Below are 20,199 nucleotides of genomic sequence, written 5' to 3'. Positions count from 1 at the left end.
CCCCCGGATACGCCGATTTTTGCCGGTTATTCCGCGTCGTCAGCGGATTTGGCGTTCAGCAGGCCATAGTTCTGCGCGCCGATTTCCTCGTAAAGGCCCAGTTGGGTTTCCAGGAAGTCGATATGCCCTTCCTCGTCGGCCAGAAGATCGTCGAACAGGCTTTTGCTGACGTAATCGCCGACCTGATTGCAGTATTCCCGCGCCTCGATATACAGGGTGCGGGCGTCGTGCTCTGCCGCCAGGTCGGATTCCAGCGTTTCCTTAAGGTTCTGGCCAATGCGCAAGGGGTCAAGCTTTTGCAGGTTCGGATGGCCTTCCAGGAAGATGATTCGCTGGATCAGCCGATCCGCGTGGTGCATTTCCTCGATGGATTCGCCGCGCGACTTGTCGGCGATCTTGCCATAGCCCCAGTCCTCTTGCAGGCGATAGTGCAGCCAATACTGGCTGACCGCAGTAAGTTCAGACCGCAGCGCTGCGTTGAGATACTCGATGACCTTTGCGTCGCCCTTCATGGCTTTCCCCCGTGCGGTTGGCTTTCAGCCCCCGCAGCATGGGGGGCACCGCCAGATTATCGCATCCGCGCATGGTGTCCAGAAACAAAGGCATGCAGCCGCCGCAGTCGGCGCGCTTGCCAAGGGCGTGGTAGATCTTGCCGGGGGTGATGATCGTTTCGGGGTCGGCGGCGCGCATCCAGTCGATCGCGGCCTTGATGTCGTGGTCGGAAATCTGGGTGCAGTGGCAGACGATCATGGGCTCACCTCGGCTTCAAGGAAAACTTACGCATTTGATCGGATATGTAAAGCCCGACCTTTTCACTTTGTGATGACGGCCGGCTTGACGCTCCATGGCGGCGCGGACAGAAGCTTAACCCCATGAAGCTTGACGATTTCGACTTTCACCTGCCCGAAGGGCTGATTGCGACCCGCCCGGCGCGGCCGCGTTCCTCGGCCCGGCTGCTGCTCGCGCAGGGCGATTCGATTCGCGACCTGCATGTGCGCGACCTGTCGGACCTGCTGGGTCCGGGCGATCTGCTGGTGCTGAACGACACCAAGGTCATCCCGGCGCGGCTGACCGGCACCCGTTCCCGCCCCACCCCCCAGGGCGAGGCGGTGGCAAAGGTCGAGGTGACGCTGCTGGAGCCCGCGGCCGATGGTTGGCGGGCGCTGGCAAAACCGCTGCGCAAGCTCAAGCCCGGCGAGGTGATCCGCTTTGGCGAGGCGCTGTCGGCAACGGTGGCGCGGATCGCGCAGGGCGAACTGACGCTGCGCTTCGACGCCACGGGCGAGGCGTTCGACGCCGCGCTGGCGCAGGTCGGCGCCATGCCGCTGCCGCCCTATATCGCCGCGCTGCGCCCCCCGGACGAAGCCGACCGCCAGGATTACCAGACCGTCTGGGCACGGCGTTCGGGCGCCGTCGCCGCGCCCACCGCCAGCCTGCATTTCGACGACGCCTTGCTTGCGCAATTGGCGGCCAGGGGCGTGCGCTTTGCCCATGTCACCCTGCATGTCGGCGCCGGCACCTTCCTGCCGGTCAAGGTCGAGGACGTGACGACGCACAAGATGCACGGCGAATGGGGCGAGGTCACGCCCCAGGCCGCGGCCGCCATCAACGCCACCCGCGCCCAGGGCGGGCGGGTGATCCCGGTCGGCACCACGGCGCTGCGGCTGATCGAATCCGCCGCCGACCCGGACGGAACCGTCCGCCCCTTCCAGGGCGTTACCGAAATCTTCATCTATCCCGGCTATCGCTTTCGGGTGACGGATGCGCTGATGACCAATTTCCACCTGCCCAAATCGACCTTGCTGATGCTGGTCAGCGCCCTGATGGGCCAGGACCGCATCCGCGGCATCTATCGCCATGCGGTGGAATCGGGCTATCGCTTCTTCAGCTATGGCGACGCCTCCCTGCTGATTCCGAAGGATCCGTGATGCTGACCGTCCTGCGCACCACCTGGCCATTGCTTCTGGGCATCCTGCTTTTGATGGTCGGCAACGGGATGCAGGGCACGCTGCTGGGCATCCGCGGCACCATTGAACACATCTCGACCAGCCAGATGTCGGTGGTGATGGCAGCCTATTTCGGCGGCTTCCTGCTGGGGTCGCGGGTGGTGCCGGAACTGATCCGCAATGTCGGCCATGTGCGGGTCTTTGCCGCACTCGGCTCGCTCATCTCCTCGGTGCTGATCCTTTATGCGGCGGCGCCGCATTGGATCGCCTGGGCGTTGATGCGGCTTTTGATCGGCTTCTGCTTCTCGGGGGTCTACATCACCGCGGAAAGCTGGCTGAACGCCGGCACCACCAACGAAAACCGCGGCCAGGCCATGTCGGCCTATATGATCATGCAGATGCTGGGCATCATCACCGCGCAGCTGCTGATGAACACCGCCGACCCCTCGGGCTATCTGCTGTTCGTGATCCCTTCGGTGCTGGTCAGCCTGTCTTTCCTGCCGATCCTGCTGTCGACCCAGCCGGCGCCGCAATTCGCCACCCTGAAGCGGATGAGCTTTGGCGACCTGTTCCGCGCCTCGCCGCTGGGCTGCATCGGCATCTTCCTGATGGGCGGGGTGTTTTCGGCGCTGTTCGGCATGGCCTCGGTCTGGGGCTCGACCAAGGGGCTTTCGGTGCGCGAAATCTCGGCCTTCGTCGCGGCGATCTATGCCGGAGGGCTGCTGTTGCAATACCCGATCGGCTGGCTTTCCGACCATCGCGACCGTCGGATCATCGTGCTGGGGCTTTCCGTGCTGGGCGCCGCCGCCAGCCTGGCCACGGTGACGCTGCAACCGGGCATCTGGGGGCTGCTGCTGGCCGCGGCGCTGGTCGGCGGCGTGGCCAATCCGGTCTATTCGCTGCTTCTGGCTTATACCAACGACTTCCTGGACCAAAGCGACATGGCCGCCGCCTCGGCCGGGCTGCTGTTCATCAACGGCGTCGGCGCGATGGCGGGGCCGCTGATCACCGGCTGGCTGATGTCGCTTTTGGGCCCGGACGGGTTCTGGATCTATATCGGCCTGCTGCTGGCGATGCTGGCCTTTTATGCCGGCTGGCGGCGCACCCGCCGCCCGACCCCGACGCTTGACCAAAGCTTCGCCGTCATCGCCCCCTCGGCCACCCCGGTCGCGGTCGAGGCGGCGCTGGAAACCGCAAGTTCGGACGACCCGGACAAGCCCGGCTGACGGGGTTGCGGCGCGCGCCCGGCTCTGCGACCATTCCCGAAACGGAGGGCAAGCCCATGGCAGACATCGCGACACCCGAAGAGATCAACCGCTTCTGGCTGGACGAGGTCGGAGAAAAGGGCTGGTATACCCGCTCGGACGCGCTGGACGAAACCGTCCGCCACCGCTTCCAGCCGACCTGGGAACGCGCCGCCGACCTGGCGCCCGGCTGGGCCACCACGCCCCAGGGGATGCTGGCCGGGCTGATCCTGACCGACCAGTTCCCCCGCAACATGTTCCGCGAGGATGCGCGCGCCTTTGCCACCGACCCCCTGGCCCGCACCCTGGCGCGGGACGCGGTCGACAGCGGCCTGCACCTGCACATCGCGCCGCCCGCCCGGCAATTCGTCTACCTGCCCTTCGAGCATTCCGAAGACTTGGCCGACCAGCAGCGCGCCGTGGCGCTGTTTGCCGAATTCCTGCCCGGCGAGAACCTGCGCCATGCCGAACTGCATCGCGACACGATCGCGAAATTCGGCCGCTTCCCCTGGCGCAACGCGGCGCTGAACCGCGTCCCCACGCCGGCGGAAATCCGCGTGATGCAAGCCGGCGGCTATGGCGCCCTGGTCTCGGGCCAGCTCTCGCTTGCCGACCTGTGACGAATGGTTTAACGCTGAACTATCTTTTCAGACAGGGGGATTCCATGGCGCAAGGCTTCGACATGGTGGTGATCGGTTCCGGCCCCGGCGGCTATGTCTGCGCCATCCGCGGCGCGCAGCTGGGCCTGAAGGTCGCCTGTATCGAACGCGAGCATCTGGGCGGTATTTGCCTTAACTGGGGCTGCATCCCGACCAAGGCGCTGTTGCGCTCGGCCGAGGTCTTTCACCTGATGCGCCGCGCCAAGGAATTCGGCCTTTCCGCCGACAAGATCGGCTATGACCTGGGCGCGGTGGTCAGCCGCTCGCGCGGCGTGGCGAAACAGCTCGCCGGTGGCGTCGGCCACCTGCTGAAAAAGAACAAGGTCACCGTCATCATGGGCGAGGCGACGCTGACCGCCCACGGCAGGATCAGCGTCAAGACCGACAAGGGCACCCAGGAAGTCACCGCCAAGAACATCGTCCTGGCCACCGGCGCCCGCGCCCGCGAATTGCCGGGGCTGGAACCCGACGGCGATCTGGTCTGGAACTACAAGCACGCGCTGCAACCGCCGCGCATGCCCAAAAAGCTGCTGGTGATCGGTTCCGGCGCCATCGGCATCGAATTCGCCAGCTTCTTCAACACGCTGGGCGCAGACACCACGGTGGTCGAGGTGATGGACCGCGTGCTGCCGGTCGAGGATGCGGAAATCTCGGCCTTGGCGAAAAAGCAATTCGTCAAGCAGGGCATGACGATCCTGGAAAAGGCGGCGGTCAAGAAGCTCGACCGCGCGAAAGGCCGCGTCACCGCCCATATCGAAACCGGCGGCAAGACCCAGACGCATGAATTCGACACGGTGATCTCGGCCGTCGGCATCGTCGGCAATGTGGAAAACCTCGGCCTGGAAACGCTGGGGGCAAAGATCGACCGCAGCCATGTCGTCACCGACGAATATTGCCGCACCGGCGTCCAGGGCCTCTATGCCATCGGCGACGTGGCCGGTGCGCCCTGGCTTGCGCACAAGGCCAGCCACGAAGGCGTCATGGTCGCGAAACTCATCGCCGGCCAGCAGCCGCACCCGATCAAGCCGAACTCGATCCCCGGCTGCACCTATTGCAACCCGCAGGTCGCCAGCGTCGGCCTGACCGAGGAAAAGGCCAAGGCCGCCGGGCATAAGGTCAAGGTCGGCCGCTTCCCCTTCATCGGCAATGGCAAAGCCATCGCGCTTGGCGAACCCGAAGGGCTGATCAAGACCGTCTTCGACGCCACGACAGGCGAGCTTCTGGGCGCGCATATGGTCGGGGCGGAAGTCACCGAGCTGATCCAGGGCTATGTCGTCGGCCGCACCCTGGAAACCACCGAGGCCGAGTTGATGGAGACGGTCTTTCCGCATCCGACGCTCAGCGAAATGCTGCACGAGGCGACGCTTTCGGCCTATGGCCGCGCCATTCATTTCTGAAACGAAACGGGGCATTTCTGAAACGAAAAGGGGGCCCTGCCGCCCCCCGCTTCTTTCGTGCCCAAATATCCCACGGGGGTCCGGGGGTGTGAAACCCCCGGCGCAACGGTCACGTCTGGACCGGCATCCGCGCCTCGACCATGCCGGCATACCAGCTCGACCCGGCCGGAATCGCATTGTCGTCGAAATCATAGGCCGGGTGATGCACCATGGCGGTGTCGCCATTGCCCACGAAGATATAGGCGCCGGGGCGTTCGTTCAGCATATAGCTGAAATCCTCGCCCGCCATCAGCGGCTCCATCTCCATATCCACCCCGCCCGCGACCTGGCGCGCGACCTCGGCGGCAAAGCCGGTGGCCTCGGGGTGGTTCATCGTCACCGGATAGCCACGGTCATAGTTGACCTCGACCGTGGCGCCAAAGGCTGCGGCGGTATGGGTGGCGATACGCGTGATCCCCGCCTCCAACTGGTCGCGCACCTGGGGATCAAGGCTGCGGGCGGTCCCGCGCAGCTTCACCACCTGGGGAATCACGTTATGCGCCGTCGAATCGGTCTGCACCGTGCAGACCGACACCACGCCGCTTTTCAGCGGATCGACATTGCGCGACACCACCGATTGCAGGGCGACGACGATCTGGGCCGAAACCAGCATGGTGTCGATCGCCTCGTGCGGCTTGGCGGCATGGCCGCCCTTGCCGGTGACGATGATGTCGAACTGGTCGGCCGCCGCCATCATCGCGCCCTCGCGGATGGCAAAGCTGCCCACCGGATAGCCGGGCATATTGTGCATGCCATAGAACTCCTGGATGCCCCAGCGGTCCACCAGCCCGTCCTGGACCATGGCCAGGCCGCCCGCGCCGCCTTCTTCGGCGGGCTGGAAGATCACCACGGCGGTGCCGTCGAAATTGCGCGTCTCGGCCAGGTATTTCGCCGCGCCCAGCAGCATGGCGGTATGGCCGTCATGGCCGCAGGCATGCATGACCCCCGGCGTCTTCGAAGCGTATTCCGCCCCGGTCTGCTCGTTGATCGGCAAGGCGTCCATGTCGGCGCGCAGGCCGATGACCCGGCCGCTGGCAGTGCTGCGGCCCCGGATCGTGCCGACGATTCCGCTGCGGCCGACGCCCTCGGTCACTTCGTCCACGCCAAAGCTGCGCAGCAATTCCGCCACGCGGCCGGCGGTGCGGTGGACCTGATAGTCCAGTTCGGGATGCTGGTGAAAGTCGCGGCGCCAGGCGGTGATCTCGGGCAGCAATTCGGCAAAGCGGTTCTTGACGGGCATATGACGGTCTCCTTCACCCGCAGGTTACCCCTTTCGGGCGCCGCCGCAAGATCGGCCGCGGTGCCGGAGTATTTGGAAAACGGTGAAAGCCGTCAGAGAGTGCGCGCCATCCGTGCCAATTCCAAGCGCGGCAGGATCAGCAAGAGCGGGCCCTGGCATTCCAGCGTGACCGGGCCGGTAGCCTTGTTCGAGGTGCCGACGCGGCCGGTGGGCGAAAGGTCCAGCCCGTCGATCGGCCATTCCAGCCCTTGCGAACGGCCGGTGGCCGGACCCATCGGAAACAGCGAGACCCGCGTGCCGGGGGCAAGGTCCAGCATCAGGCGCGGCGGCGCAAGGGTGATCACGTCATCGCCCGCCAGCAGCAGGCAGGGCGGCCCGATGCCGCGCGCCAGCACGTTCAGCACCGCCAGGAAATGGTCGTGCCGCGTGCCGGAAAAGCCCAGGCCGATGACGAAGGGCGCGTCGATGCGGGACAGGCATTTCTCGAAATCCGTGCTGTCCTGTTCGGCGATGGGGTGCTGGTTCGCCGGTGGGATCTGGGACCGGGCGCGGGCCGAGATGCTGTCGAAATCGCCCCAGACCGCCTGTGGCACCAGACCGTGGCCCAATGCGATGTCGGCGCCGCTGTCGGCGGCCGCCACCACCGGGGCAAGCCGCAATGCCTGGTCCAGCTCGGCCCGCCCGACCGGCGCGCCGCCGATCAGCGTGACCGGCCGGGCGCTGGCCAGCCTGGTCATTGATCCTTGCCGATCCCGCTGAAGATCCGCCGGAACGGGAAAGCCCAAAGGATGCCCAGCACCAGATAGACCGCCAGTTCGATCAGGATCGGCTGGCGGCCCCAGGTCCGGTCCATCCAGTTCACCAGGCTGACCGCCAGCATGATGTAAAGCGGCAACCCGACCAGCAGGATCACCAGCGACCAGCGTTTGCGCGATTTCACGTCCATCTCAGGCCCGCATCAATCTGCGAAGGGATCGGTCACGAGGATGGTATCGTCACGCTCGGGCGAGGTCGAAAGCAGCGCCACCGGGCACTGGATCAGTTCCTCGATGCGGCGGACATATTTGATCGCGTTGGCGGGCAGGTCGGCCCAGGACCGCGCGCCTTGCGTCGATTCCTGCCAGCCCGCCATTTCTTCATAGACGGGTTTCGCCCTGGCTTGCAGCGAGGCGGCGGTGGGCAGGTGGTCGTAATGCTGGCCGTCCACCTGATAGCCGGTGCAGATCTTCAGCCTCTGGAACCCGTCCAGCACGTCCAGCTTGGTCAGCGCGATGCCGTCCACGCCGGAAATGGCGCAGGTCTGGCGCACCAGCACCGCGTCGAACCAGCCGCAGCGGCGCTTGCGGCCGGTGACGGTGCCGAATTCATGGCCGCGCTCGCCCAGGCGCTGGCCGTCGGCATCGTCGAGTTCGGTCGGGAACGGGCCTTCGCCGACGCGGGTGGTATAGGCCTTGACGATGCCCAGCACGAAACCGATGGCCGAGGGGCCAAGCCCGGTGCCGCTGGCCGCCATGCCCGACATGGTGGTCGAACTGGTGACATAGGGATAGGTGCCGAAGTCGATGTCCAGCAGGCTGCCCTGCGCGCCCTCGAACAGGATGCGCTTGCCGGCGCGGCGATAGTCGTTCATCACCTTCCAGACCGGCTGGGCGTATTGCAGAAGCTTCGGCGCGATCTCCAAGAGCTTTGCGCGCAGCTCGGCCCGGTCGATGGGCGCGGCGTCCAGGCCCTGGCGCAGCGCGTCGTGATGGGCCAGCAGCCGGTCCAGGCGCGAGTCCAGCGTCTCTTCGTCGCCCAGGTCGGCGACGCGGATGCTGCGGCGGCCGACCTTGTCCTCATAGGCGGGGCCGATGCCGCGGCCGGTGGTGCCGATCTTGCTGGCGCCCGCGGCTTCCTCGCGCAGCTTGTCCAGGTCCTGGTGCAGCGGCAGGATCAGCGGGGTGTTTTCCGCGATCATCAGGTTTTCCGGGCTGATTTCGACCCCTTGGGCGGAAAGCTTGTCGATTTCGGAAAACAGCGCCCAGGGGTCCAGCACGACGCCATTGCCGATGACCGCCATCTTGCCCTTGCGCACGATGCCCGAAGGCAACAGCGACAGCTTGAAGACCTGGTTGCCGATGACCAGCGTATGGCCGGCATTATGGCCGCCCTGGAAGCGCGCGATCACATCGGCGCGTTCCGAAAGCCAGTCGACGATCTTGCCCTTGCCCTCGTCGCCCCATTGCGCGCCGACGACCACCACATTGGCCATTGTGCTTACCCCTTGCGGTCATGAATGCCGCGAACCGTATAATGGCCGAAGCCCTTGGGGGAAAGCGCATTCCGTCGCAGGGCAGTCGCCCGCGGCGCTTGCGCTTGCGAATGGTCGGCCCTGGCTGCAATGCAGGATTGCGCAAACGGGCATGGCCGGGGCGCCTGGCCGGGCCTATGGTGCAGCCAGGGGAGGAAACCATTCGCCAACACCGAAAGGGTTTCCAATGGCCACCATCGCAAACGCTCAGCGGCCGACCGGGTTTCAAGGCATCATCCAGCGGCTTGCCCGCGACGCCGAGGCCCATATCGAAAAGCATTCGCGCCGCGCCCAGATCGAGGCGCTGGCGGCGAAATCCGATGCCGAACTGGCACGGATGAACCTGACCCGCGACCGGATCGTGCATTACGTCTTCAGCGACCGCATCTGGTTCTGACCGGGACCGCGGCCCCCCGGATCGGGACGGTTCGCGGGTGCAGGATCGCGGCGGGGGAAGCTTTTCGTCCGTGCGGCGCGGCGAGTCGCTGGCCAGCGGAGTGTTTGGAAGCTGGATCGGAAGGTCGAAACCGCCCCCCGGCGGCATTCCCGCCGCTTGTCCTGCTTTAGCGGCGCTCGCGGGAAAACCCGGCGGACCAGCCTAGGCGGGATTTTCTTCCACGATTACAAGCTCGCGTTCGGCCGCGTTCCTGGCATGATCCAGCGCCGCCTGATATTCCGCCGAATGATAGCAGGCCACCGCATCCTCGACACTGGCAAAGCGCACCACGACATTCCGGGCGCGCGCCCGCCCTTCAAGCTGCACATAACGCCCGCCGCGTGCCAGAAAAACCCCGCCATGCGCCGCGATCGCCGGGCCGGCCAGCTTGGCGTAGCGGCCGTAAGCTTCGGGATCGGTGACGGTCACATGGGAAATCCACAGCGCGGTCATGCCTTCTCTCCGATCAGCGCCTCGATGGCTGAAATGGCGCTTTCGGCGGCGGCAAGGCTGGGTGCCCCGCCCTGGGCCCGATCAGGACGGCCGCCGCCGCCCTTGCCGCCAAGCGCCGCCGTCGCCGCCTGGACCAGATCGACGGCGCTGACCCGCGCGGTCAGGTCAGAGGTCACGCCCGCGGCCACGGTCGCCTTGCCCTCGGCCTCGGCCAGCACCACCACCGCGCCCGAGCCGAGCCGGGATTTCATCTCATCGACCAGGGGGCCAAGCTCCTTGCCTGAAACCCCTTCGACCCGCCGGGCGATCAGCTTGATGCCGTTGATGTCCTTGGGCTGGTCATCGCTGCCGCCGCCCATGGCCAGTTGGCGCTTCAACTGTGCAACCTCGTTGGCCAGCGCCTTGCGCTCGTCCGCCAGGGCGCGGACCTTGTTCACCACGTCGCCGGCCTGCGCCTTGACGAGGCCGGCGATCTCGTTGAGCTCGCCGTCCACGCGGCGCAATTCCTCCATCGCGGCCTGGCCGGTCAGCGCCTCGATGCGGCGGATGCCGGCTGCCGACGCGGTCTCGCCGGTCAGGGCAAACATGCCGATATCGCCGGTCCGCCCCACATGCGTGCCGCCGCAAAGCTCCAGCGAATAGGTTTGGCCACCGCCACCCTTGCCCGAACCGGGCAGTTCACCCATCGAGACGACGCGCACCTCGTCGCCGTATTTCTCGCCGAACAGGGCCTGCGCGCCCAGGGCGCGGGCCTCGTCCGGGGTCATGATCCGGGTCTCGACCTGGCTGTTCTGGCGAATGAAATCATTCACCTCGCGCTCGACCTGCGCCAGTTCGTCGGGCGTCATCGCCTTGCCGTGGCTGAAGTCGAAACGCAGCCGGTCGGGCGCATTCAAGCTGCCGCGTTGGGCGACATGTTCGCCCAAGGCGCGGCGCAGCGCCTCGTGCAGCAGATGCGTGGCCGAGTGGTTGGCGCGGATGGCGCCGCGGCGGTCGTGATCGACCGCAAGCTGCGCGCCTTGGCCGCGCTGGATGCTGCCCAGCGTCACCTCGGCGACGTGGACGAAGACGCCGCCGGTCTTTTTCGTGTCGGTCACGCGGGCGGCGCCGGTTTCCGTCTTGATCAGGCCGGTATCGCCGACCTGGCCGCCAGATTCCGCGTAAAAGGGCGTCTGGTTCACGACGATCTGCACCGCCGCCCCCTCGCCCGCCTGCTCGACGGCGGCACCGTCCTGCACCAGGGCAAGGACCTGGCCCTCGCTGATTTCGGTGTCATAGCCCAGGAACTCGGTCGCACCATGCTCTTCGGCAATGTCGAACCAGATCGCGGCATCCCGGGTTTCGCCCGAGCCGGCCCAGGCGGCGCGCGCCTTGGCCTTTTGCTCGGCCATGGCGGCATCGAAGCCGGCCGTGTCCACCCCGCGGCTTTTTTCGCGCAAAGCATCCTGGGTCAGGTCCAGCGGGAAGCCATAGGTATCGTAAAGCTTGAACGCCGCCTCGCCCGGCAGGTCCGCGCCCTCGGGCAGCCGCGCCAATTCGTCGTCCAGAAGCCGCAGCCCGCGGTCCAGCGTCTGCTTGAACCGGGTTTCCTCCAGCCTCAGCGTCTCCTGGATCAAGGCCTGCGCCCGGCCCAGCTCGGGATAGGCAGCGCCCATCCCGCGCACCAGGGTCGGAACCAGGCGGTGCATCACCGGGTCCCTGGCGCCCAGCATATGCGCGTGACGCATGGCGCGGCGCATGATCCGGCGCAGCACATAGCCCCGCCCTTCGTTCGAGGGCATCACCCCATCCGCAATCAGGAAACTGGTCGAACGCAGATGGTCGGCAATGACGCGATGATGCACCTTGCCGGGGCCGTCCGGATCGGCGCTGGTGGCATGGGCGCTGGCCTCGATCAGGCTGCGCATCAGGTCGGTGTCGTAATTGTCGTGCTTGCCCTGCAACAGCGCGGCGATCCGCTCCAGCCCCATGCCGGTGTCGATGGACTGCATGTCCAGAGCGCGCATCGAGCCGTCCTCGAACTGCTCGTTCTGCATGAAGACCAGGTTCCAGATCTCGATGAAGCGGTCGCCATCCTCCTCGGGCGAGCCCGGCGGACCGCCCCAGATGCCGGGACCGTGGTCATAGAAGATCTCGGTGCAGGGGCCGCAGGGGCCGGTCGGGCCCATCTGCCAGAAATTGTCGCTGGTCGCGATGCGAATGATGCGTTCGTCCGGCAGGCCCGCGACCTTCTTCCAGATATTCGCCGCCTCGTCATCCGTGTGGTAGACGGTGACAAGCAGCTTGTCCTTGGGAATGCCGAAATCCCTGGTCAGCAATTCCCAGGCAAAAGGAATGGCGCCTTCCTTGAAGTAATCCCCGAAGCTGAAATTCCCCAGCATCTCGAAAAAAGTGTGGTGGCGCGCCGTATAGCCGACATTGTCCAGGTCGTTATGCTTGCCACCCGCACGCACGCATTTCTGCGCCGAGGTGGCGCGCGTGTAGTCGCGGGTCTCCACCCCGGTGAACAGGTTCTTGAACTGCACCATCCCCGAATTGGTGAACATCAAGGTCGGATCGTTCCTGGGCACCAGCGGACTCGATTCGACGACCTGGTGGCCGTTGCGTTCGAAAAAGTTCAGGAAAGTCGAGCGGATGTCATTCAAGCTGGGCATGTCGGGCCTTCATCGCAATGCGGCATTTCCGGCCGGGGCCGGCGTGCCGCCCGGTCTAGCCCCAGCCATGGCGGCTGTCCAGCGATCCCGCGCGGCCCGGCGCGGCCGGGTTCATCTTCCGTGCCAAATATCCTGGGGAGTCCGGGCCCAGGGCCCGGACGGGGCAAAGCCCCGCCTGCGACGGATATCGGACAGCCGCGCGTTTCCCCGGATCGGATCAATCTTCGGCCATCACCTCGTCGCCATCGTCCGAGACGCCGAAATCAAGCCCGTGGCTGGCGCGGATCTTGTCCTCGATCGCATAGGCGACGTCGGGATGATCGCGCAGATATTGCTTGGCATTCTCGCGCCCCTGGCCGATGCGCTCGTCGCCATGGGAATACCACGACCCCGATTTCTCGACCACGCCGGCCTTGACGCCCAGGTCGATCAACTCGCCGACTTTCGAGATCCCCTCGCCGTACATGATGTCGAACTCGACCTGGCGGAAGGGGGGCGCGACCTTGTTCTTGACCACCTTGACGCGGGTGGCATTGCCCGTCACCTCGTCGCGATCCTTGATCGAGCCGGTGCGGCGGATGTCCAGGCGCACCGAGGCATAGAATTTCAGGGCATTGCCGCCGGTCGTCGTCTCGGGGCTGCCGAACATCACGCCGATCTTCATGCGGATCTGGTTGATGAAGATCACCATGCAGTTCGACCGCCCGATGCTGGCGGTCAGCTTGCGCATCGCCTGGCTCATCAGCCGGGCCTGGCTGCCCATCTGCATGTCGCCCATGTCGCCCTCGATCTCGGATTTGGGCGTCAGCGCCGCCACCGAATCGACCACGACCAGGCTGACCGCGCCGGAACGGACCAGCGTATCGACGATCTCCAGCGCCTGTTCGCCGGTATCGGGCTGCGAGATCAGCAGCTCGTCCAGATTGACGCCCAGCTTGCGGGCATATTGCGGATCAAGCGCATGTTCGGCGTCGACAAACGCGCAGACGCCGCCCTTCTTCTGTTCCTCGGCCACCACATGCAGCGTCAGGGTGGTCTTGCCCGAGCTTTCCGGCCCGAAGATCTCGATGATCCGGCCCTTCGGCAGGCCGCCGATTCCCAGCGCGATGTCCAGCCCCAGCGAGCCGGTCGAGGTCGCCTCGATCTCGGCCACCGGATTGTCGGCCCCCAGCTTCATGATCGAACCCTTGCCGAACTGCCGTTCGATTTGGGCCAGGGCGCTGTCCAGCGCCTTCTGCTTGTCTGCGGATCGCTTGTCGTTCATGTCGAAAAGTGTTGCCCCTGCCATGCGGTCCTCATGCTTATTTCACACCCCGCCATCCGGGGCAATCAGCGCCCGCCCGCCATTTTGTTCACGGGTTGTTCCTATTTGCGCCTGGTCGCGCGGAAATGCAAGGCCCGGTTCGCGAATCAGGGGGACTTCGCATCTCTGCATCCAGATTGCGGCGGAAGGATTAAGAAATAGTTTACAGGCCCAGGCCCATTGGCTAATCCGGCGCGATGTCGCGATGGCGGAAAGTTGTGCGGAATGCTGATATTCTGGGAAAAGCGGCTGGTCTTCCTGGCGACGCCCAAGGCCGGCTCCACCGCCATCGAAACCGCCCTTGAGCCCCTGGCCAATGTCGCGGTCCAGCGCCCGGCCGAGCTGAAGCACGCCGATCTGCGCAGCTATCGGCGCCATATCGCGCCGTGGCTTCATTCCGTGACCGGCGACACATTCACCACGATCGCCCTGATGCGCGAGCCGATCGGCTGGCTGCGAAGCTGGTATCGCTTTCGCCTGCGCGACGACGACGAAGACCCCGACCACCCCATGATCGGCGTCAGCTTCGCGGATTTCGCCGGCGCCTATGCCGATCCCCGCGGGCCAAGGATCGCCCGCGTCGGCACCCAGGCGGATTTCCTGACCGCGGATACGGGCCGGGTCGATCGCATCTTTCGCTACGAGGACATGGATGCCTTTACCCATTTCCTTGAGGACCGGCTGGATTGCGCGATCAGCCTGCCCCGCGTCAATGTGCCGCCGGCGGTGGATGTCAGCCTGAATCCGGACCAGGAAAGCCTGCTGCGCCGGGTCATGGCGCAGGATTTCGCGCTTTATGATTCGCTCTGATCCACGGCACGACCGTCTTGGCCGCGCATCTGGCCGTCGGCGCCAAGCTGGCGCGTGACCAGCGCCGTCAGGTCCGAAAGCGAGAACGGCTTGGCCAGGAAGGCGGCGTCCGGCACCGGCGGGCGCCCTTCCGAGAAGATATCCTCGGCATAGCCGGACATGAAGATGACCTTCGTGTCGGGCCTGTCTCGCAAGGCGGTGCGCACCCATGCCGGCCCATCCATGCCAGGCATCACCACGTCGGTGACGAAGATGTCCACCGCCAGTCCGCGGTCCGCCAGCAAGGAAAGCGCGTCCTCGGCGCAGGCGGCTTCCAGCACGTGGAATCCCTGCAACTTCAGCGCGCGGCTGGCAAAGGCCCGGACCGGCGCCTCGTCCTCGACCAGCAGCACCGTGGCCTCGACATCGCGGCGGGGGCGCATCGGGCCTGGGGGTGCGGCCTGGGGTTCCTCTTGCGGCGAGATGCGGTCATGGGCGGGGAAGAACAGCGAAAAGCAGCTTCCCTGGCCGGGCGCGCTGTCGCAAAAGATATAGCCGCCGGTCTGCTTCACGATGCCATAGGCGGTGGAAAGCCCAAGGCCGGTCCCCTCGCCGGTGCGCTTGGTGGTGAAGAAGGGGTCAAAGATCTTGGCCAGATCGTCGGGGCCGATGCCGCAACCCTGGTCCCGCACCTGGACGCGGACATAATCCCCGGCCGGCAGGACGGCGCGGCCGAATTCGGTCCGGCTTTCCAGCCGGACATTATCAGTGCAAATGGCGATGTCGCCCCCTTCGGGCATGGCGTCGCGGGCATTGACCACCAGGTTCATGATGACCTGTTCGATCTGCCGCCGGTCGGCATGGATCATGCGCAACGCGGGATCATGGTCAAAGGTCAGCACGGTCCGCTCGCCCACCAGCCGATTGAGCAGATGCGTCAGTTCCGACAGCGTGTCGCGCAGGTCCATGATCTGCGGCTTGAGGGTCTGTTTGCGGGAAAAGGCCAGCAATTGCCGCACGAGCGCGGCGGCGCGGTTGGCGTTCTGGCCGATCTGGTCCAGGTCGGCATAGTCGGGATCGGCCTTGTCGTGACGCAGCATCAGCAGGTCGCAATGCCCGGTGATCGCCGTCAGCAGGTTGTTGAAGTCATGGGCGATTCCGCCGGCAAGCTGGCCGATCGCCTGCATCTTCTGGCTTTGGACGAACTGCGCCTCTAGCGTCTTGAGCGCGCTTGCATCGGAAAGGACGGCGGTGACATGCCCGCCCTGCCCGCGCGCCAGCGACACCTGCACAAAGCGATCCGCCCCTTCGGCCCTGACATGCAGCACCTCGCTGCCGCCGACCGTCCGGCCGGCGCCGACATCGGCGACCCAGTCCGCCAGTTCGCGCCCCAGCCCGTTCAGAAGCGCGGAAAGATTCTGCCCCAGGACCGCGCCGCCCAGCAGGTCGCAGGCCGCGGCATTGGCCCGGACGATGTTCGCCGCGGGGTCCAGGATCAGCAGCGACACCGGCAGCAGGTCGAAATCCTCGCCTTCGGTCCGAACCGGCGCGGGAGGGGGCGGCGCCGGCTTTTCCAGCGCCGCCGCCCGCCAAAGCTGGACCGAGGAACCGGCGTCGCGCGTGACCAGATATTCTCCGGCCCTGCCCAGGTCGGCGCGCACCTTGCCGCTGCGCGACAGCGCCAGGCCCAGATCGCTCCACAGCGTTTCCGGATCGGCGTGGCGCCGGCCCAGCGCGTGATGGATATAACGCCCGACCAGGTCGCCGATCCGGTCGAGCGCCTGGTGGTTTTGCGCCAGGACCAGGCCCTCGGGTCCGACGGCAAAGGCCGCAAGGTCATGATCCATGACGACAGGCAGAACCTTGTTCAGGTCCCGCCGCACCGCCAGTCCGCGCCAAAGATGGCGCGCCGCGATGGCGCCGCCCAGCAGATACCAGGCCGTCGCGGCCGCACCCAGGATCAGCAGCGTCGTGCCGCCCGCCCTGTCGGGCGGCTGCAATGCCAGCCAAAGCGCGCCGACGACCGCCGGCAGTGTCAGGAAAGGCAGCACGATTTGCGCCGAACGCAGCGTTTCCATCCGCTCCGAATTCATTCCAGCCTCTTGCCATCAGCGTTGCAACGCAAGCATAGGCCGCTGGGATTAACGATGGGTTAACGGCGGCGCATCAGCGCGAAATAAAACCCGTCCGAGGCGGAAAGCGGGGTGAAATGCCGGGTCGCCACCGCTTCGAATGCGGAATTGCGCGCCAGGAAATCCTGCACCTGCCGGTCGTTTTCGGCCGTCAGAACCGAACAGGTCATATAGGCCAGGCACCCGCCCGGCGCGACAAAACCGCATGCCTGGTCCAGGATCCGGGCCTGAAGGGCCAAAAGCCGCTCCAGATCGGCGGGGGTCAGGCGCCATTTCGCATCCGGGCCGCGCCGCCAGGTTCCGCTGCCCGAACAGGGAACATCGGCCAGCACCGTATCGAAGCGGCCCGCCAGCATGCCGGGCGGCGCGATGGCGATGCGCACCCCTGCACGTTCCGCGCGGGCCGGCAGATCGCCCATCCGCGCCGCATCCGCATCATGGGCGGTGATCGGCCCGGCACCCCGCGCGGCAAGCGCAAGCGCCTTGCCGCCGCCGCCGGCGCAATAATCCAGCAGGCTGCCTTGCGCGGGCATCATCGCGCAGGCCATTTGCGGCGAGAGATCCTGCAATTCCACCAGCCCGTCGCGATAGGCGCGGCTGCCGGCCAGCCGCCGCGCCCCTGTCGTGACCCGCAACGCGGTGGACAGGTCGGAATGGGGATCGGCGGCGATGCCGTCCTCGGCCAGCATGGCAGCGGCGCGGGCGGGATCCGCGCGGCGCTGGTTCACCCGCAGCCAGACCGGCGCACGCTCTCGCATCGCCAGGGCGACCGGCACTGCATCCGCCCCCAGCGCCTTGTGCCAATGGGGCAAAAGCCAGTCGGGCAGGTCCAGCGCCTCGTCGGGGGCGGGGGCGCGGCCCGCCGCCGCTTCGGCATCCGACAGCGGTGGCGGGGCGTGCCTTTCGCCCGAAAACAGCGTCGCCGGATCGACCCCTTCTTCGCGGCACATGCCCAGCAGCAGCCCGCGCCCCGACAACGCCCCGCCCAGGGCCGCGCGCGAACGCAGCCGGCGCAAGGCGTCGAAGACCAGATCGCGCACCGCCGCGCGGTCGCCAGAGCCGGCAAAGCGGCTGGCGCGTGCCCAGCGGATCAGCGCCGCTTCGGCGGCCTGCCCGGCAAGGATGCGGTCAAGGATGGCGATGGCCGCGTCGGCGCGGGCGGCGGGCGTCATGTCAGGCTGTCTCTCAGGGCGCGGCGGTTGCAGATGCCGCCCAGAAGAACGGCCGCCCCGGTTTTGTCAATCCCGTCACGGCGGCGCGCGCGGATGCCAAAGCGAGGCGCGCGGCCCTGCGGCACCCGCCGGGGCCAGCGCGATCATCGGCCCGGCGCCCGCGCCCAACGGGGACTGTCCCGTGGAAAGCACCGCCAACGAGCCGGGCCGGCCGCTGGGCGGACTGCCCAGGGGTGCGCCAAGCAGCATCACCCTTTGCCTTACCCGGCTGCGCTGGCCGGAATCGATGGCGGCGAAGCTGTTATACGTCTCGACCGAGCCGGCCATGCCGGAAAATCCCGCTTGCCGCAGCATCTGGTGCAGCGTGTCGAAACGGGCCAGGTAACGCTGCGCATGAACGGGGGTGCGGGAATGGAACGCACCGGCCGCCAGGCGCCAATCGCCGGTTTCGCCATGAAGCTGGCGTAGGAAGCGGGCCGCATAGCGGGCGTTTTCCAGCGGGTCGAACATCTGCGCCACCGAAGAGAAATGCCCGCCATGCCAGCGATAGTTTAGCTGGAAACAGCCGATGTCGATATTGATCCGGCCCTGCGCCACCCGGTCCTGGGCAAAGGCGATGGCGCTGGCGGGATCGTCGAACCAGGTCCCCTCGCCCTCGGCATTGGCGCTCCAGGCCCAGGGGCGGACCGTCCCCTCCAGCCGGCGGCCGCTTTCCGTCAGGGTCAGCGCGCCCAGGATTTCGGCCGGAACGCCGCTTTCGGCCGCCGCCTGCCCCGCGGCCCATTCGCAAAGCTCGGCCGAAGGCAAGGCGGCCGCGCGCAGCGGCAGCAAAGCCAGCAGCAAAAGGCCAAGAAGCGCAAAGGGACGAGGCATGACAAAGCCGCCAGGGAAAATCCTCCTTGCTATAGCCCCGCCCGGTTAAGATTCGGTAAGCGCCACCGGCCCGGCTCCCTTAGTCAGCCCAGCCTATAGTTCGGGCTTTCCCGCGTGATCTGGACATCATGGACATGGCTTTCCTTGAGCCCGGCGCCGGTGATGCGGACGAATTCGCAGCCGCCGCGCATCTCGGCCACGGTGGCATTTCCGGTATAACCCATGGCGGCGCGCAGCCCCCCCACAAGCTGATGGACCACCGCGGCGGCCGAGCCCTTGTAGGGCACCTGGCCCTCGATCCCCTCGGGGACCAGCTTGTCGCTGGCCGCGTCCTTCTGGAAATAGCGGTCGGCGGAACCGCGCGCCATGGCCCCCAGGGAACCCATGCCGCGATAGGATTTGAACGAGCGGCCCTGATACAGGATCACCTCTCCGGGGCTTTCATCGGTGCCGGCGATGGCGGAACCCACCATGGCGCAGGACGCGCCCGCGGCGATGGCCTTGGCGAAATCGCCCGAGAACTTGATGCCGCCATCGGCGATGATCGGCACGTCGCCTGCGCCGCGCACCGCATCCATGATCGCGGTCAGTTGCGGCACCCCCACGCCCGCGACGATGCGCGTGGTGCAGATCGAGCCGGGACCGATGCCCACCTTGACCGCATCGGCGCCGGCATCGACCAGGGCGCGGGCCGCCTCGGCGGTCGCGACGTTGCCGGCCACCACCTGCACCGCGTTCGAATGCGCCTTGATGCGCGACACGGCGCGCGCCACGCCTTCGGAATGGCCATGCGCGGTGTCGATCACCACCAGGTCCACCCCGGCCTCGACCAGGGCCAGGCTGCGCTCATAGCCTTCGTCGCCGACGGTCGAGGCGGCGGCGACGCGCAGCCGGCCCAACTCGTCCTTGCAGGCCAGGGGGTTCAGCACCGATTTCTCGGTATCCTTCAGCGTCAGCAGGCCGGTGAGCTTGCCTTCGGCATTGGTGATCAGCAGCTTTTCGATGCGGCGGGCCTTCATCAGGTCGATGGCCTGGACCCGATCGGCGGGTTCATGCAGGATGGCAAGGTTGTCGCTCGTCATTACCGCCCGCACCGGCATATCGTCGCTGTTGGCGAAGCGCATGTCGCGGTTGGTGATGATGCCGACCACGCGCCCGGACGCGTCCACCACCGGAAAGCCGGTGACGTTGTAGCGGTCTTGCAGCGCCTTGGCATCGGCGATGGTCTGATCGGGGGTCAGGGTGATCGGGTCGTAGACGATGCCCGATTCGAAACGCTTGACGCGGCGCACCTCGTCGGCCTGTTGCTCGGCGGTCAGGTTGCGGTGGATCACGCCGATGCCGCCGGCCTGGGCCATGGCGATGGCCATGCGGCTTTCGGTGACGGTGTCCATGGCGCTGGACAGCAGCGGAATGTTCATGCGGACCTGCCGCGTGACCCAGGTGGTCACATCGGCGGTCGAGGGCAACACCGAGGAAGCCGCAGGAACGAGAAGAACATCGTCGAAGGTCAAAGCCTCACGAATCTGCATGGGAGCATCCTTGTCAGGGGTTCGTTTGGCAGTTTCCCAT

19 protein-coding genes are annotated in these 20,199 nt (G+C 66.4%); 6 read left to right on the top strand and 13 right to left on the bottom strand.

Annotation, left to right across the window (positions count from 1 at the left end):
* Positions 1–26 precede the first annotated feature (26 nt).
* Positions 27–512, bottom strand: coding sequence for a bacterioferritin (gene bfr, locus F3H32_RS05735; protein ID WP_115755456.1), 486 nt, complete (start codon positions 510–512; stop codon positions 27–29).
* A complete protein-coding gene (locus tag F3H32_RS05730) occupies positions 460–750 on the bottom strand; it encodes a (2Fe-2S)-binding protein (RefSeq protein ID WP_115755455.1) in 291 nt (96 codons plus the stop codon). Before F3H32_RS05730 ends, bfr begins: the two co-directional genes overlap by 53 nt.
* A gap of 122 nt (positions 751–872) precedes the next feature.
* Between F3H32_RS05730 and queA the strand changes: the two genes are divergently transcribed.
* The 4 genes from queA to lpdA are packed head-to-tail and all read left to right on the top strand — an operon-like array spanning position 873 to position 5,246.
* A complete protein-coding gene (gene queA / locus F3H32_RS05725; RefSeq protein WP_149765008.1) occupies positions 873–1,928 on the top strand; it encodes a tRNA preQ1(34) S-adenosylmethionine ribosyltransferase-isomerase QueA in 1,056 nt (351 codons plus the stop codon).
* Positions 1,928–3,172 carry an MFS transporter gene (locus F3H32_RS05720; protein ID WP_149765007.1) on the top strand — a complete coding sequence of 415 codons (1,245 nt, stop codon included), beginning with the start codon at positions 1,928–1,930 and terminating at the stop codon, positions 3,170–3,172. Before queA ends, F3H32_RS05720 begins: the two co-directional genes overlap by 1 nt.
* A 56-nt stretch (positions 3,173–3,228) precedes the next feature.
* Positions 3,229–3,810 carry a DUF924 family protein gene (locus F3H32_RS05715; RefSeq protein WP_149765006.1) on the top strand — a complete coding sequence of 194 codons (582 nt, stop codon included), beginning with the start codon at positions 3,229–3,231 and terminating at the stop codon, positions 3,808–3,810.
* A gap of 44 nt (positions 3,811–3,854) precedes the next feature.
* Positions 3,855–5,246: a dihydrolipoyl dehydrogenase gene (gene lpdA, locus F3H32_RS05710; protein ID WP_149765005.1), complete on the top strand. Its 1,392-nt coding sequence runs from the start codon at positions 3,855–3,857 to the stop codon at positions 5,244–5,246.
* 109 nt (positions 5,247–5,355) lie between these two features.
* Here the strand turns inward: lpdA and F3H32_RS05705 are convergent, their stop codons facing one another.
* The 4 genes from F3H32_RS05705 to F3H32_RS05690 all read right to left on the bottom strand — a co-directional run bounded on the left by F3H32_RS05705 (position 5,356) and on the right by F3H32_RS05690 (position 8,776).
* Positions 5,356–6,525, bottom strand: coding sequence for a M20 aminoacylase family protein (locus tag F3H32_RS05705; RefSeq protein ID WP_149765004.1), 1,170 nt, complete (start codon positions 6,523–6,525; stop codon positions 5,356–5,358).
* A 92-nt stretch (positions 6,526–6,617) separates the two neighbouring features.
* A complete protein-coding gene (locus F3H32_RS05700) occupies positions 6,618–7,262 on the bottom strand; it encodes a thiamine diphosphokinase (RefSeq protein ID WP_149765003.1) in 645 nt (214 codons plus the stop codon).
* Positions 7,259–7,471 (bottom strand): DUF2842 domain-containing protein, encoded by a 213-nt coding sequence (locus tag F3H32_RS05695; RefSeq protein ID WP_149765002.1) that lies wholly within the window; start codon positions 7,469–7,471, stop codon positions 7,259–7,261. The genes F3H32_RS05700 and F3H32_RS05695 overlap by 4 nt, the downstream gene beginning before the upstream one ends.
* A gap of 12 nt (positions 7,472–7,483) precedes the next feature.
* Positions 7,484–8,776: an adenylosuccinate synthase gene (locus F3H32_RS05690; RefSeq protein ID WP_149765001.1), complete on the bottom strand. Its 1,293-nt coding sequence runs from the start codon at positions 8,774–8,776 to the stop codon at positions 7,484–7,486.
* A gap of 226 nt (positions 8,777–9,002) precedes the next feature.
* Between F3H32_RS05690 and F3H32_RS05685 the strand changes: the two genes are divergently transcribed.
* The gene (locus tag F3H32_RS05685) at positions 9,003–9,212 is read left to right on the top strand and encodes a hypothetical protein (protein ID WP_149765000.1); all 210 of its coding nucleotides are present in this window, start codon (positions 9,003–9,005) and stop codon (positions 9,210–9,212) included.
* A gap of 201 nt (positions 9,213–9,413) precedes the next feature.
* On the opposite strand, the gene F3H32_RS05680 is transcribed toward F3H32_RS05685, so the two are convergent.
* The 3 genes from F3H32_RS05680 to recA all read right to left on the bottom strand — a co-directional run bounded on the left by F3H32_RS05680 (position 9,414) and on the right by recA (position 13,646).
* Positions 9,414–9,704 (bottom strand): DUF1330 domain-containing protein, encoded by a 291-nt coding sequence (locus F3H32_RS05680; protein ID WP_149764999.1) that lies wholly within the window; start codon positions 9,702–9,704, stop codon positions 9,414–9,416.
* Complete coding sequence (alaS, locus tag F3H32_RS05675; protein WP_149764998.1) at positions 9,701–12,358, bottom strand: alanine--tRNA ligase; 2,658 nt, start codon at positions 12,356–12,358, stop codon at positions 9,701–9,703. The genes F3H32_RS05680 and alaS overlap by 4 nt, the downstream gene beginning before the upstream one ends.
* A 217-nt stretch (positions 12,359–12,575) precedes the next feature.
* Positions 12,576–13,646 (bottom strand): recombinase RecA, encoded by a 1,071-nt coding sequence (gene recA, locus F3H32_RS05670; protein ID WP_115755442.1) that lies wholly within the window; start codon positions 13,644–13,646, stop codon positions 12,576–12,578.
* Positions 13,647–13,886: 240 nt separating this feature from the next.
* On the opposite strand from recA, the gene F3H32_RS05665 reads away from it, so the two are divergent.
* Positions 13,887–14,471, top strand: a complete 585-nt coding sequence (locus F3H32_RS05665) for a sulfotransferase family protein (protein ID WP_149764997.1) — start codon at positions 13,887–13,889, stop codon at positions 14,469–14,471.
* On the opposite strand, the gene F3H32_RS05660 is transcribed toward F3H32_RS05665, so the two are convergent.
* The 4 genes from F3H32_RS05660 to guaB form a co-directional block, all read right to left on the bottom strand.
* The gene (locus F3H32_RS05660) at positions 14,456–16,543 is read right to left on the bottom strand and encodes an ATP-binding response regulator (RefSeq protein WP_149764996.1); all 2,088 of its coding nucleotides are present in this window, start codon (positions 16,541–16,543) and stop codon (positions 14,456–14,458) included. The genes F3H32_RS05665 and F3H32_RS05660 overlap by 16 nt on opposite strands.
* Before the next feature lie 59 nt (positions 16,544–16,602).
* Positions 16,603–17,754 carry an RsmB/NOP family class I SAM-dependent RNA methyltransferase gene (locus F3H32_RS05655; RefSeq protein WP_149764995.1) on the bottom strand — a complete coding sequence of 384 codons (1,152 nt, stop codon included), beginning with the start codon at positions 17,752–17,754 and terminating at the stop codon, positions 16,603–16,605.
* A 75-nt stretch (positions 17,755–17,829) separates the two neighbouring features.
* On the bottom strand, positions 17,830–18,627 hold the full coding sequence (locus F3H32_RS05650; RefSeq protein ID WP_149764994.1) for a lysozyme family protein: 798 nt from the start codon (positions 18,625–18,627) through the stop codon (positions 17,830–17,832).
* An 83-nt stretch (positions 18,628–18,710) separates the two neighbouring features.
* On the bottom strand, positions 18,711–20,159 hold the full coding sequence (gene guaB, locus F3H32_RS05645) for an IMP dehydrogenase (protein ID WP_149764993.1): 1,449 nt from the start codon (positions 20,157–20,159) through the stop codon (positions 18,711–18,713).
* Positions 20,160–20,199 lie beyond the last annotated feature (40 nt).

The organism is Paracoccus thiocyanatus, assembly GCF_900156255.1.
GTDB lineage: Bacteria > Pseudomonadota > Alphaproteobacteria > Rhodobacterales > Rhodobacteraceae > Paracoccus > Paracoccus thiocyanatus.
Note: the sequence above shows the minus strand (reverse complement) of the source record. Positions and strands in the feature narration are given on the sequence as shown.